A 13,212-nucleotide genomic window follows, 5' to 3' on the forward strand; every position below is an offset into this window, starting at 1 on the left:
AGCTCCCACGTTGCCAGACAAACCCTTGCGACAAATCACCGCACCCACCTAAGCTAGGCACTCCCCCACACAAGCAAGGGATGTCATGCCGGCCCTTCTAGACCCCCGCACCGCCAAGCTGCTGCCCTGGGTAGTAGCCATCGCTTTCTTCATGCAGTCCCTGGACGGCACCATCCTTAACACCGCCCTGCCCGCCATGGCCCGCGACCTGGCCGAAGACCCGCTGCGCATGCAGTCGGTGGTCATCGCCTACATGCTCACCGTGGCCCTGCTGATCCCGGCCTCGGGCTGGATCTCCGACCGTTTCGGCACCAAGCGCGTGTTCTTCAGCGCCATCGCCCTGTTCAGCCTCGGCTCGCTGGCCTGCGCGCTGTCGGGCAGCCTCACGGTGCTGATCATCTCCCGCGTGCTGCAGGGGCTGGGCGGCGCCTTGATGCTGCCGGTGGGCCGGCTGGTGGTGCTGCGCGCCTACCCGCGCTCGGAGCTGGTGCGCATCCTCGGTTTCGTCACCATTCCCGGCCTGCTGGGCCCGCTGATCGGCCCCACCATGGGCGGCTGGATGGTGGAGTACCTGAGCTGGCACTGGATCTTCCTGATCAACCTGCCCGTGGGCCTGCTGGGCTGCTGGGCGGTGTGGAGCATCGTCCCGGACCTGCGCGGCAGCAGCCGCACGCACTTCGATACCCTGGGTTTCCTGATGTTCGGCGCCGCCATGGTGCTGATCACCATCGCCATGGAAGGCCTGGGCGAGCTGCACCTGCCGCACCTGCGGGTGATGCTGCTGTTGTTCGCCGGCATGGCCTGCCTGGCCGCCTATTGGGTGCGCGCCGCCCACGACCCGGAGCCGCTGTTCTCACCCACGCTGTTCCGCACGCGCACCTTTGCCGTAGGCATCCTGGGCAACCTGTTCGCCCGCCTGGGCAGCGGCGCCCTGCCGTTCCTGGTGCCGTTGCTGCTGCAGGTGGCGCTGGGCTACTCGCCGGCGCAGGCGGGCATGAGCATGCTGCCGCTGGCGGCCTCGGCCATGCTGGCCAAGTCGGTGGCGCGGCCGCTGATCGAGCGCTTCGGCTATCGCATCGTGCTCACCGCCAACACCCTGGCCCTGGGCCTGATGCTGGCCAGCATGGGCCTGGTGACGCCGGACACGCCCTACGTGGTGCTGCTGGTGCAGCTGGGCATCATGGGCGCGGTGAACTCGCTGCAGTTCACCGCCATGAACACCGTGACCCTGATCGACCTCGACGACGCCAGCGCCAGCAGCGGCAACAGCCTGCTGTCGGTGGTGGCGCAGCTGTCCCTGAGCCTGGGCGTGGCCTGCGCCGGGGCCCTGCTGGGCGGCTTCAGCACCGAGGCCGGCACCAACGTGCTGCAGGCGTTCCAGCTGACCTTCCTGACCATCGGCATCATGGCCATGCTGGCGGCGGCGATATTCGTGCAGCTGTCGAACAAGGACGGCAAAAAGGACAGCAGCAACGCTGTTCGTCCGGAACCGGAGATAGAGGCTTAGGGCCAAAGGCCATGGGGCTGGTACACTGCGCGACATTTTGTTTTGCAGGCCAGTCCCGTGACCACCATTGCCACCGCTTTTAACACTTTGCCTTTGTCCGCCGCCATGCTGGCCAACCTGGAATCCCTCGGGTATGCGCAGATGACGCCGATCCAGGCGCAAAGCTTGCCGGTGATCCTCAAGGGCATGGACCTGATCGCCCAGGCCAAGACCGGTAGCGGCAAGACCGCGGCCTTCGGCATCGGCCTGCTGAACCCGATCAACCCGCGCTACTTCGGTTGCCAGGCGCTGATCATGTGCCCGACCCGCGAGTTGGCCGACCAGGTGGCCAAGGAAATCCGCCGCCTGGCCCGCGCTGAAGACAACATCAAGGTGCTGACCCTGTGCGGCGGCGTGTCGTTCGGCCCGCAGATCGCCTCGCTGGAACACGGCGCGCACATCATCGTCGGCACCCCGGGGCGCATCCAGCAGCACCTGCGCAAGGGCTCGCTGGTACTCGACGGCCTCAACACCCTGGTACTCGACGAAGCCGACCGCATGCTCGACATGGGCTTCTACGACGCCATCGAAGACATCATCGAGCAGACCCCGGCGCGTCGCCAGACCCTGCTGTTCTCGGCCACCTACCCGGTGGGCATCAAGCAGCTGGCGTCGAAGTTCATGCGCGACCCGCAGACCGTCAAGGCCGAGTCGCTGCACGCCGACAGCCAGATCGAGCAGCGTTTCTACGAGATCAACCCGGAAGAACGCCTGGGCGCCGTGACCAAGGCCCTGGGGCACTTCCGCCCGCAATCGTGCGTGGCGTTCTGCTTCACCAAGCAGCAGTGCCAGGAAGTGGTCGACCACCTGGTGGCCAAGGGCATCAGCGCCGTGGCCCTGCACGGCGACCTGGAACAGCGCGACCGCGACCAGGTGTTGGCGATGTTCGCCAACCGCAGCACCTCGGTGCTGGTAGCCACCGACGTGGCCGCCCGCGGCCTGGACATCGACGCCCTGGACATGGTGATCAACGTCGAACTGGCGCGTGACTCGGAAATCCACATTCACCGCGTGGGCCGCACCGGCCGTGCCGGCGAGAACGGCCTGGCCGTGAGCTTCGTGGCCCCGGCCGAGGCCCACCGCGCCCAGGCCATCGAGCAGCTGCAGAAGGCGCCGCTCAACTGGCAGCCGCTGGACAGCCTGGTCGCCAAGGGCGGCGGCCCGCTGCTGCCGGCCATGAGCACCCTGTGCATCGCCGCCGGCCGCAAGGACAAGGTACGCCCAGGCGACATCCTCGGCGCCCTGACCGGCGATGCCGGCATCCCGGGCACCCAGGTCGGCAAGATCGCGATCTTCGACTTCCAGGCCTACGTGGCCGTGGACCGCGACATCGCCAAGCAGGCCCTGCAGCGCCTGAACAACGGCAAGATCAAGGGCCGCTCGCTGCGCGTGCGTATTCTCTGATCACCTGAATCTCCGTAGCCGCTGCCGCCAGGCTGCGCTGGCCCTTTACCCCGCTGAAAATCTCCAGCGGGCACCCCGGCCAGCGCAGCCTGGCGGCAGCGGCTACGGTGTTGTGACACCCCCCATTTCGAGGATGATGTTGTGCGCTCTACCGACGTTGTGATCATTGGCGCAGGGGCCGCCGGCCTGATGTGCGCCTTCAGCGCCGCCGCCCGCGGCCGCCAGGTGCTGCTCATCGATCACGCCAACAAGGCCGGCAAGAAGATCCTGATGTCCGGCGGTGGGCGCTGCAACTTCACCAACATGTACGCCGAACCCGCCAACTTCCTCTCGCAGAACCCGCACTTCTGCAAGTCGGCCCTGGCCCGCTATACCCAGTGGGACTTCATCGCCATGGTGGCCAAGCACGGCGTGCCGTACCACGAGAAGAAGCTGGGCCAGCTGTTCTGCGACAACAAGTCCAGCGACATCCTGGAAATGCTCCTCGAAGAGTGCAACCAGGTGAACGTCGACCTGCGCCTGGACACCTCGGTGCAACACATCGAGAAGACCGCCACCGGCTACTTGCTGAGCACCAGCATGGGCCAGGTGGGCTGCCAGTCGCTGGTGATCGCCACCGGCGGCCTGTCGATTCCGACCCTGGGCGCCACCGGCTTCGGCTACCAGATTGCCCGCCAGTTCGGCCACGACGTGCTGCCTACCCGTGCCGGCCTGGTGCCGTTCACCATCACCGACCAGCTCAAGGAGCTGTGCACCGAGCTGTCGGGCACCTCGGTGGACTGCCTGGTGAGCTGCAACGACCAGGCGTTCCGCGAGAACATCCTGTTCACCCACCGCGGCCTCAGCGGCCCGGCGATCCTGCAGATTTCCTCGTTCTGGCACCCCGGTGACACGGTGGAGATCAACCTGCTGCCCGACCACGATGCGCTGGACTGGCTGCAACAGCAGCAGGCCGAGCGCCCCAACAGCGAGCTGAAGACCCTGCTGGGCGAACTCTTCACCAAGAAGATGGCCAATCTGCTGGCCGAGCACTGGTTCGCCTCCAAGCCGATGAAGCAGTACACCCCGGCCGAGCTGCGCGACGTGGCGCAGAAGCTCGGCGCCTGGCAGGTCATCCCCGCCGGCACCGAGGGCTACCGCACCGCCGAAGTGACCCTGGGCGGCGTCGACACCCGCGAAGTGTCGTCCAAGACCATGGAGTCGCTGAAAAGCCCGGGCCTGTATTTCGTCGGTGAAGTGCTGGACGTCAGCGGCCACCTGGGCGGTTTCAACTTCCAGTGGGCGTGGGCCTCGGGCTACGCCGCGGCGCAGTTCGTCTAAAACGGCGCGGGCAGTATCCCGGAACAAATTTTGCTGGTAATAAGGGAGCGGCGACAGAGAATCGCCGCTCGCCACGGCTCTATTTAGCTCATCTGCCCAACAGGTTCGCCCCCCTCTATGGCATCGACCTCGTTTCGCCAATCCATGCGCCGGCTTTGGGCGCTCGACAAGTTCAGCTACAGCGTGCGGGTGTTCATCGCCCTCACCGGCTCCATGGCGTTCTGCTGGTACCAGAAGGAAATGCACGCGCTGATCCCGATCTTCCTGGGGATTATTGCCTGCGCCCTGGCCGAGACCGACGACAACTGGCAGGGCCGGGTCAAGGCCCTGGCGGTGACGCTGGTGTGCTTCAGCTGCTCGGCGCTGTCGGTGGAACTGCTGTTCCCCTACCCCTATTTATTCGTCTGCGCCCTGGCCCTGGCCGCCTTCGGGCTGACCATGCTCGGCGCCCTGGGCGAACGCTACAACGCGGTGGCCTACGCCACGCTGATCGTGGCGGTGTACACCATGATCGGCGTGGACCAGCGCGGTGGCGAGACCAGCAACTTCTGGGAAGAACCGCTGCTGCTGGTCACTGGCGCCGCCTGGTACGGGCTGCTGTCGGTGCTGTGGCAGGCGCTGTTCGCCAACCAGCCGGTGCAGCAGGCCCTGGCCAAGCTGTTCCGCGAACTGGGCTATTACCTCAAGCTCAAGGCCAGCCTGTTCGAGCCCATCCGCGGCCTGGACGTTGAAGCCCGGCGCCTGGAGCTGGCCAAGCAGAACGGCCGCGTGGTGGCGGCGCTCAACTCCACCAAGGAAATCATCCTGCACCGCGTGGGCGGCGGCCGGCCGGGGTCGAAGATCAGCCGCTACCTGAAGCTGTACTTCCTGGCCCAGGACGTCCACGAGCGCGCCAGTTCCTCGCACTACCCCTACAACGCCCTGTCCGAAGCCTTCTTCCACAGCGACGTACTGTTCCGCTGCCAGCGCCTGTTGCGCCAGCAGGGTGCCGCCTGCCGGCGCCTGTCGGAGTCGATCCAGCTGCGCCAGCCGTTCGTCTACGACGACAGCTTCGCCGAGGCCCTGGGCGACCTGCATGCCTCCCTTGAGCACCTGCGCATCCAGAGTAACCCGGCCTGGCGCGGTCTGCTGCGCTCGCTGCGCGCGCTGGCGGCCAACCTGGCTACCCTCGACCGCCTGCTCAGCGACGCCAGCAACCCCGACAAGCTGGCCGACGAAAGCGACAGCAGCCTGCTGGACCGCTCGCCACGCACGCTCAAGGACATGTGGGCGCGGGTGCGACAGAACCTGACGCCCACCTCGCTGCTGTTCCGCCACGCCCTGCGCCTGCCCCTGGCAGTGTCGGTGTGCTACGCCATCGTGCACCTGGTGCCCACCACCCAAAGCTACTGGATCATGCTGACCACGGTGTTCGTCTGCCAGCCCAGCTACGGCGCCACCCGCCGCAAACTGGGCCAGCGCATCGTCGGCACGGCCATCGGCCTGACCCTGGGCTGGGCGCTGTTCGACCTGTTCCCCAGCCCGCTGATCCAGTCGATGTTCGCCATCGCCGCCGGCCTGGTGTTCTTCGTCAACCGCACCACGCGCTACACCGTGTCCACGGCGGGCATCACCCTGATGGTGCTGTTCTGCTTCAACCAGGTGGGCGACGGCTACGGGCTGTTCCTGCCGCGCCTGGTGGACACCCTGATCGGCAGCCTGATCGCCATCATGGCGGTGTTCCTGTTCCTGCCGGACTGGCAGGGCCGCCGCCTGAACAAGGTGCTGGCCAACACCCTGAGCTGCAACAGCATCTACCTGCGGCAGATCCTGGAGCAGTACGCCCGGGGCAAGCGCGACGACCTCAGCTACCGCCTGGCCCGCCGCAACGCCCACAACGCCGACGCGGCGCTGTCGACCACGCTGGCGAACATGCTCATGGAGCCGGGACACTTCCGCAAGGAAGCCGACGTCGGCTTCCGCTTCCTGGTGCTGTCGCACACGCTGCTCAGCTACCTGTCGGGCCTGGGCGCGCACCGCGCCACCGAGCTGCCGGAGCCGGTGCGCACCGAGCTGATCGAGGGCACCGGCCTAACCCTGGCCGCCAGCATCGACGAAATCGCCACCAGCCTGGCGAACAAGACCCCGGTGGCGCTGCACAGCGACGCCGAGGAAGCCCTGGCCAACGCGCTGGAGCAGATGCCCGAGGAAATCGACGAAGGCCAGCGCCTGGTGCAGACGCAACTGGCGCTGATCTGCCGCCAACTGGGGCCGCTGCGCACCCTGGCGGCCCACCTGATCAAGGACAAGGCCGCGCCGGCAGCGGCCTGATCACATGCCGTACTGCTTGAGCAGGCGCGCGTAGCTGCCATCGGCCTGCATCTGGCCGATGGCCTTGTCGAAGGCGGCGACGATCTTGTCGTGGTCAGGATTTTTCAGGCTGACCAGAATGTGCAGGTGGTTCAGGCTCAGCGGCTGCGGCAGGAACTCCACCTGGTCGCGCACCCGGGCCACCTCGTGGCTGAGGTAATAGCGCGCCACGTACTCGTCCTCCAACGTCAGCTCCACCCGCTGGGCCGCCAGCATGCGCACGCCCATGGAGAAGTTGTGCACCTGCACCTTCTGCAGCAGGTCGTCGTTGTCGAACGCACCGGAGTAGGCATAGCCGCGCACCACCGCCACAGGGTAGGGGTGCAACGCGTCGAGGTCGCCACTGAAGGTAATGGGCGAGCCCTTGCGCTTGAGGAACAGGATGCGGTTCTGCAGGTAGCTGCCGGAGAACTCGCCGATGTGCGTGCGCTCCTCGTTGTACCAGGCGTTGACCAGCACGTCGTAGTGGCCTTCCTCGATACCCAGCAACGCGCGCGCCCAGGGCACCTGCTCGAACTGGCTGGCGTAGCCGGCCCGGGCCAGCGCGGTGGTGACCAGCTCGGTGGCCAGGCCACCGTTGACCATGGTGGCGTCGGTGAACGGCGGCCAGGCATCGGCCACCAGGCGCAATTTATCGGCCCAGGCCACCTGCGCGAACAACAGCAATCCAAGCAAATACGAGGCTCGAAGCAAGTGCAGCATGCTCAAGATCCTGTAGCGGGCTCCTGGCCCGTCGGCGTGGTGGTGCAGCCTGCATTCCCGTACAGAGCCTAGCTCAACATCGACGGAATTGGCCTTGATGCCCCCAGTCTCTTTATGATGACGGTTGGCGAGCGTTTCGTTTTTTCCAGGAGTACACATGACCACCCAATGGGTCTGCAAACACCATGGCGATCTAGGTATCGACCAGCTGTACCGAATTCTGCAATTGCGCACCCAAGTATTTGTGGTGGAGCAGCAATGTCCGTACCAGGAAGTCGACGGGCTGGACCTGGACGGCGACACCTGCCACTTGATGGGCTGGCAGGGCGACCAGCTGGTGGCCTACCTGCGCCTGCTGGACCCCACTGCGCATGACGGCGACGTGGTCATCGGCCGCGTGGTGACCGCGCCGTCCGCCCGCGGCCAGGGCCTGGGCCACGAGCTGCTGGTGCAGGGGCTGTGGCACGCCGACAAGCTGTGGCCGCAGACGCCGATCTACCTGTCGGCCCAGGCGCACCTGCAGGGGTACTACGGCAAGTACGGCTTCGTCGCCGAAGGCGAGGAATACCTGGAGGATGACATCCCCCACATCGGCATGCGCCGGGCCGTGTGATCGGCGTCGCCCCCATCGCGACCAAGGTCGTCTCCTACGGGTGTAGGAGCCGACCTTGGTCGCGATGGGGGCGACGCGCACCTCAGGGGTAGCCCAGGATCTGCTTGATCGCCACCAGGTTGCGGCCGATCCAGGCCTTATCAATCGCCCCCCAATCGCGCACCACGTACTGGCCGATGTGGTTGCGCTCCCCTTGCGCCTGCTCGAACTCGCAGACGATGTCCAGGTCGGCCAACGCCAGCAGCGTGTCCTGGGCGGTGCGCCGGGGCATGCCGGTAGCCTCGGTGATGGCCGGCACGCTGCGGGCGGTGCCGCTGTCGATCAGCCAGGCCACGTAGAGGCGGCGGTAAAAGCTGGTCTTGGTCTTGCTGACTTCCATCGAACGTTCCTTGTCGGTCATTGCGCCAGGTCGCGCCAGGTCAGGTAGATGCGCAGGTCGAATTCCAGCTGATGGTAACCCGGCTGCATGTATTCGCAGAGCTTGTAGAACGCCTTGTTGTGGTCCGATTCCTTCAGGTGGGCCAGTTCGTGCACCACGATCATCTTCAGGAACTGCGGCGCCGCGTCCTTGAACAGCGAGGCGATGCGGATCTCTTTCTTGGCCTTGAGCTTGCCGCCCTGCACCCGTGACACCGCCGTGTGCAGGCCCAGCGCGCGGTGGGTCAGGTCCAGGCGGTTGTCGTAAAGCACTTTGTCCAGGTTCGGCGCGTTGCGCAGGTGTTCCTGCTTGAGGTCCAGCGCGTAGCTGTACAGCGCCTTGTCGCTCTGCACGTCGTGGCGGTCGGGGTAGCGCTGCTGCAGGTAGTCACCCAGGCGCTGTTCGGCCAGCAGGGTGCGCACCTGGTCTTGCAGGTGCTGGGGGTAGGCTTGCAGGTATTTGAGCGGGGTGGTCATGGCGGCGACACATCATCAAGTCAGCCGCCAGTGTACCCAATTGCGCGCCTACACCGTGGCCCAATCGAACTGGCCCGGGAAGCCGGTGGCGTCGTCGGCGGTCAACGGCTTGGCAACGATGAAGCCCTGGGCCAGCTCGCAACCGTTTGTGCGCAGCCACTGATACTGCTCGCGCGTCTCCACGCCCTCGGCGATCACGGTGATGCCGAAGTCGCGGCAAACGCTGATCACGTTGCGGGCCAGGGCCGCGTCGCGCTCGGACTCGGGCAGGCGCGCCACCAGGTGGCGGTCGAGCTTGAGGGTGTCGATGGGCAGGTCGCGCAGCAGCTTGAGCGAGCAATGGCCGGTGCCGAAGTCGTCCAGCGCCACGCGCACGCCCAGGTTGTGCAGCTCGTGCAGCTGGCGCATGGCCTCTTCCTGATTGTGCATCAGCGAGGTTTCCACCACCTCCACTTCCAGCTGCTGGGCCTGCAGGCCGTTCATGGCGATGGCACGCTGCAGTTCGGGCACGAGGTTAGGCATGGCGAACTGGGCGTTGCTCAGGCTGATGCTGAGAATCAGCCCGTCATCGAAGCTGTCGCGCCAGGCATGGCGCTGGGCGGCGCCCTGCTGGTAGATCCAGCTGGTCAGGCGGCTGATCAGCCGGGCCTCTTCCAGCAGCGGAATGAACAGCCCTGGCGGCACGTCGCCGACGCTGGGGTGGCGCCAGCGCAGCAGCGCCTCGAAACCGCGCAGGCGGCCGTCGGCGATGGCCACCTGTGGCTGGTAGACCAGGGTGAAATCCTTTTTCTCGATGGCGCTGCTGACGCTGTCCTCGAGCATCAGCCGCGAGCGCGCCCGGCCGTTCATGTCCTGGTCGTAGTAGCGGTACTGCTGGCGCCCGGCCTGCTTGGCCGCGTACATGGCGATGTCGGCGGCGCGCAGCAGGCTGTCGAGGTTGGAACCGCATTCGGGGTAGGTGGCGATGCCGATGCTGACGCCCAACGTCACGTCCAGGCCGTCGATCTGCTGGCACATGGAGACCCGGTCGATAAGCTTTTCCGCGACCTTGGCCGCCTGTTCCGGGTATTCCAGGGTATCGAGCAGCGCGGTGAACTCGTCGCCGCCCATGCGCGCGACGATGTCGTAGCTGCGCAGGCAGTCCTTGAGCTGCTCGGCCACCCAGCGCAGCACCCGGTCCCCGGCGTCGTGGCCGTGGTTATCGTTGATGCGCTTGAAGCCGTCCAGGTCCAGGTACAGCAGCGCCTGGGACTTGTCCGAGCGCTCGTTGCGCACCAGCGCGCTTTCCACGGTCTGGTAGAAGCCGCGGCGGTTCAGCAGGCCGGTCAGCGGGTCGGTGACGGCCTGGTATTCCAGCTGCTGGTGCAGGTTGCGCACCACCGACATGTCCAGCACCGTCACCACCATGGCGTGCTGCTCGCCAGGCAGCGGCGCACAGGACAGCGCCGCAGGCAGCTGCTGGCCCGACAGGGTGCACAGCACCGCGTCGTGCACCCGGAAGGTCTCGCGGTTGGCGTAGGCGCGGTAGAACTCGGAGTCGGCCCACTGCCCTACCGTGGGCTTGACCACGAACTTGAGCAGCTCGGCGCCGGTGAGCTCGGCCACCGAGGCGTTGAGCAGGCGCGAGATGGCCGGGTTGGCGAAACTGATACGGCCCTTCTCGTCGATCACCAAAATACCTTCGGCAGCGTTCTCCAGCACCGAGGCGTTGAAGGCGCGGGCGGTTTCCAGGTCGCGGCTCAGGCGCTGCAGGTCGCGGCGGTTACGCTGCTGCTCGAGCAGGGCCTGCACCTTGGGCCGCAGGATCTGTGGGTCGAAGGGCTTGAACAGGTAATCCACGGCGCCGTTGGCGTAGCCCTTGAGCACCGAGGCCTGGTTCTGTTCGTTGGCGGTGAGGAAGATTATCGGGGTCAACCGAGTGCGCTGGCTACCGCGCATCAGGCGGGCCACTTCGAAACCGTCCATGCCTGGCATCTGCACATCCAGCAGCACCAGGTCGACTTCATGTTCCAGCAGCATGCTCAGGGCTTCCACACCGGAAGCGGCCGTCACCACCCGCCAATCCTGACGCTCGAGCAGGGCCCGCATGCTGATCAGGTTCTCGGGGTAGTCATCAACGACCAGTAGCACTGAGCCGCCGTCATTTGGCTGGGATTGCGCGCATTCCATGCATGCTTCTCGTCAAGACATATGGCACCGGCCTTTATGACAAAAACCGGATACAGATCGTTCCTTACTCTAGACCGGGATCCAAAGAAGCGGGAGCCGTTAAAGTGCCAGCACCCTACCAAAGATCGCTTACCCGACTAACGGTAATTTTCCACAGCCCCCGAAATCAAAGGCCTGCAGGCAAATCGACGAAAGGTTGGCGCCAACTAATCGACGTGCCAGCATTAACAATTTAATTTCAGGTCTCTATAAAGAGCGCCCTCTTCAACCCCCGAGCTAAGCGGCCGGGTTGGTTTTCCGGCAGTCGACCGCCGCGATAAAAGGAAGGCAACAACATGATAGACCTATCGACCTGGATGCTCAGCGTTCCAGAAGGAACGCCAGCGCAGACCATCAGTACCCCGACCCTGGTAGCGGGCTTCAAGGACCAGTATTTCCACTCCGATACCGGCACCCTGTTCTTCTGGGCCCCGGTGACCGGCACGGTCACCGACAGCGCCATCTACCCGCGCTGCGAACTGCGCGAGGCCAACGCCGACGGTTCGGTGCGCAATTGGCAGTACCCCACCGCCGACAACACCCTGCGCGCCACCCTGGCCGTCGACCAGGTGCCGTCGTCGGGCAAGGTGGTGATCGGCCAGATCCACGTGTACGGCAGCAACCAGCCGCTGCTCAAGGTGGAATACCAGTACAAGACCAAGACCCAGACCGGCAACATCGTCGCCAAGGTGCGCTACCACCTGGACGATGACGAGCCCACGGTGATCCAGGTGGCCACTGGCGTGCCCATGAACAAGCAATTCAACTACCTGATCCACCTGAGCCCCGGCGGCCAGTTGAGCGTGGATGCCGCGGGCTACACCTGGACCGACCAGATCAGCGGCACCTGGAAGGCCTCGCAGCTGTATTTCAAGGCCGGGGTCTATACCCAGGACAACACCGGGGATGCCACCGAAGGCGGGACGGTGACGTTCTACAAGCTGGCGATTGCCCATACCTCCACGTAGCAGCTGCCGCAGGCTGCGTCAGGCCTTGGACGCGGCCTGCGGCCGCTGCTACGGGGCGGCGTCCTGGGGTGATTCGGCGTAACGCAGGCTCTGCGCGCGCAAGCGGTTGCCGTGGATGCAGTTGTCCACCAGCCGCTGGCGCAGCGACCAGTCGGTGTTGATGATGTAGTGGTTGAGTATCGGCTTGCCCGGCCCCGAGGCGAACCAGGTCATCAGGTCGCCGGAACGGTCGTTGGGCACGAAGAACGGCAGCGCGTATTTGCAGGCCTGGACCGACTTGAGTTCCAGCTCGCCCTTGGTCTCGCGGCCCACCCGCGCGATGAAGTCGCGTAGCTGGTTGTTGGTGGGCGTGTTACTACCGATCCAGCGCTGGTTCACCCCGTCCCAGAATTTGGCGTCGCGCACCGCGCGCTTGTAGGCGATGACGGTATTGGCCGGGCCGGCATTCCAGATCTGGTTGATGGTCATGCGGGCCATGCTCGGGGTTACCAGGCGGTTCTCGCCCACCCGGGCCTTGATCAGCCCTGCAAGTTCCAGATGAGCGGCTTCGGTAAAATTCTTGAACTCATGGAAATCCAGAATCACGATTTCCTGCGAGGTGTTGAAACCAGTCGTAGCGCGGAACTGATCAAGCCCACCAAGAATGTCGTTCGCCACCGTACGGCCGGAGGTGGTGCTGTGGAAAATCGAAAAGCGTCGTGGATCCCCCGCCCCGTAACCAGAGAAAAACTGCACGCGCAGGTCCAGCACACGGATACCTGCCCGCAATTGCTTCAACGGCGATACATCCTGGCACGTCTCCATGGAGGGGGTATTGGCCGCCTCCTTGTCGAAACCCGAGTGGTGCGTGCCCGGCAGTATGCAGTCCTGAATGCGCAGCGAGCGGGCGCCGGTGTAGCGGCTCATCCAGTCTTCGCGCACGTTGTTGAACGGCTTGCAGACACCTCCCGACAGCCCGCCATTGGGGCACCAACCCGCCAGGGTTTCCTGCTCATCCTCGCTCAGCGAGCAGATATTGGCCGCTGGCAGCGGCTCCAGACCATCGAAATTGACGAGATTGTTCATGCTGCGTTCCTTCATTCACATGAGTAGTGCACGCGAACTTACGGAGTGTGCGAGGCCGATTTAATCCAGAAAGTCTTCAAAGCCCGGCAGTTGTTCCAGACCTGGCGGGCACAAAAAAACCCCGCCTTTTCGGGGCGGGGCTT

The 13,212-nt window shown here is 65.2% G+C and carries 11 protein-coding genes; 6 read left to right on the forward strand and 5 right to left on the reverse strand.

Annotated features, from left to right (window positions below):
* The first annotated feature begins 85 nt into the window (after positions 1-85).
* The 4 genes from mdtD to yccS all read left to right on the forward strand — a co-directional run bounded on the left by mdtD (position 86) and on the right by yccS (position 6,580).
* Positions 86-1,507 (forward strand): multidrug transporter subunit MdtD, encoded by a 1,422-nt coding sequence (gene mdtD, locus AC0J42_RS28780; RefSeq protein ID WP_473004740.1) that lies wholly within the window; start codon positions 86-88, stop codon positions 1,505-1,507.
* A gap of 105 nt (positions 1,508-1,612) precedes the next feature.
* Positions 1,613-2,950 carry an ATP-dependent RNA helicase DbpA gene (gene dbpA / locus AC0J42_RS28785; protein WP_416427486.1) on the forward strand — a complete coding sequence of 446 codons (1,338 nt, stop codon included), beginning with the start codon at positions 1,613-1,615 and terminating at the stop codon, positions 2,948-2,950.
* Positions 2,951-3,091: 141 nt separating this feature from the next.
* Entirely contained in the window at positions 3,092-4,270 is a 1,179-nt protein-coding gene (locus tag AC0J42_RS28790; protein WP_473004742.1) for a BaiN/RdsA family NAD(P)/FAD-dependent oxidoreductase, read from the forward strand.
* A 117-nt stretch (positions 4,271-4,387) separates the two neighbouring features.
* Complete coding sequence (yccS, locus tag AC0J42_RS28795; protein ID WP_416427283.1) at positions 4,388-6,580, forward strand: YccS family putative transporter; 2,193 nt, start codon at positions 4,388-4,390, stop codon at positions 6,578-6,580.
* Here the strand turns inward: yccS and AC0J42_RS28800 are convergent, their stop codons facing one another.
* Positions 6,581-7,321: a substrate-binding periplasmic protein gene (locus tag AC0J42_RS28800; RefSeq protein ID WP_416427284.1), complete on the reverse strand. Its 741-nt coding sequence runs from the start codon at positions 7,319-7,321 to the stop codon at positions 6,581-6,583.
* A 157-nt stretch (positions 7,322-7,478) separates the two neighbouring features.
* Here AC0J42_RS28800 and AC0J42_RS28805 point away from each other — a divergent pair, with 157 nt between their 5' ends.
* Positions 7,479-7,934: a GNAT family N-acetyltransferase gene (locus AC0J42_RS28805; RefSeq protein ID WP_416427285.1), complete on the forward strand. Its 456-nt coding sequence runs from the start codon at positions 7,479-7,481 to the stop codon at positions 7,932-7,934.
* A gap of 82 nt (positions 7,935-8,016) precedes the next feature.
* Here the strand turns inward: AC0J42_RS28805 and AC0J42_RS28810 are convergent, their stop codons facing one another.
* The 3 genes from AC0J42_RS28810 to AC0J42_RS28820 are packed head-to-tail and all read right to left on the reverse strand — an operon-like array spanning position 8,017 to position 10,997.
* Positions 8,017-8,313: a winged helix-turn-helix domain-containing protein gene (locus AC0J42_RS28810; RefSeq protein ID WP_416427286.1), complete on the reverse strand. Its 297-nt coding sequence runs from the start codon at positions 8,311-8,313 to the stop codon at positions 8,017-8,019.
* Positions 8,314-8,330: 17 nt separating this feature from the next.
* Positions 8,331-8,828 carry a YgjP-like metallopeptidase domain-containing protein gene (locus AC0J42_RS28815; RefSeq protein WP_473004743.1) on the reverse strand — a complete coding sequence of 166 codons (498 nt, stop codon included), beginning with the start codon at positions 8,826-8,828 and terminating at the stop codon, positions 8,331-8,333.
* Between the two features lie 48 nt (positions 8,829-8,876).
* Positions 8,877-10,997 (reverse strand): putative bifunctional diguanylate cyclase/phosphodiesterase, encoded by a 2,121-nt coding sequence (locus AC0J42_RS28820; RefSeq protein ID WP_416427288.1) that lies wholly within the window; start codon positions 10,995-10,997, stop codon positions 8,877-8,879.
* A gap of 335 nt (positions 10,998-11,332) precedes the next feature.
* On the opposite strand from AC0J42_RS28820, the gene AC0J42_RS28825 reads away from it, so the two are divergent.
* The gene (locus AC0J42_RS28825) at positions 11,333-12,004 is read left to right on the forward strand and encodes a polysaccharide lyase family 7 protein (RefSeq protein ID WP_473004744.1); all 672 of its coding nucleotides are present in this window, start codon (positions 11,333-11,335) and stop codon (positions 12,002-12,004) included.
* Between the two features lie 48 nt (positions 12,005-12,052).
* On the opposite strand, the gene AC0J42_RS28830 is transcribed toward AC0J42_RS28825, so the two are convergent.
* The gene (locus tag AC0J42_RS28830; RefSeq protein WP_473004745.1) at positions 12,053-13,069 is read right to left on the reverse strand and encodes a PI-PLC domain-containing protein; all 1,017 of its coding nucleotides are present in this window, start codon (positions 13,067-13,069) and stop codon (positions 12,053-12,055) included.
* Between the last annotated feature and the right edge of the window lie 143 nt (positions 13,070-13,212).

The organism is Pseudomonas sp. Tav-5-1A, from assembly GCF_055755055.1.

Coding starts and splice junctions, on each gene's coding strand:
- mdtD (WP_473004740.1), top strand. CDS start 86: ATGCCGGCCCTTCTAGACCCCCGCACCGCCAAGCTGCTGCCCTGGGTA.
- dbpA (WP_416427486.1), top strand. CDS start 1,613: ATGCTGGCCAACCTGGAATCCCTCGGGTATGCGCAGATGACGCCGATC.
- yccS (WP_416427283.1), top strand. CDS start 4,388: ATGGCATCGACCTCGTTTCGCCAATCCATGCGCCGGCTTTGGGCGCTC.
- AC0J42_RS28800 (WP_416427284.1), bottom strand. CDS start 7,321: ATGCTGCACTTGCTTCGAGCCTCGTATTTGCTTGGATTGCTGTTGTTC.
- AC0J42_RS28805 (WP_416427285.1), top strand. CDS start 7,479: ATGACCACCCAATGGGTCTGCAAACACCATGGCGATCTAGGTATCGAC.
- AC0J42_RS28810 (WP_416427286.1), bottom strand. CDS start 8,313: ATGGAAGTCAGCAAGACCAAGACCAGCTTTTACCGCCGCCTCTACGTG.
- AC0J42_RS28815 (WP_473004743.1), bottom strand. CDS start 8,828: ATGACCACCCCGCTCAAATACCTGCAAGCCTACCCCCAGCACCTGCAA.
- AC0J42_RS28820 (WP_416427288.1), bottom strand. CDS start 10,997: ATGGAATGCGCGCAATCCCAGCCAAATGACGGCGGCTCAGTGCTACTG.
- AC0J42_RS28825 (WP_473004744.1), top strand. CDS start 11,333: ATGATAGACCTATCGACCTGGATGCTCAGCGTTCCAGAAGGAACGCCA.
- AC0J42_RS28830 (WP_473004745.1), bottom strand. CDS start 13,069: ATGAACAATCTCGTCAATTTCGATGGTCTGGAGCCGCTGCCAGCGGCC.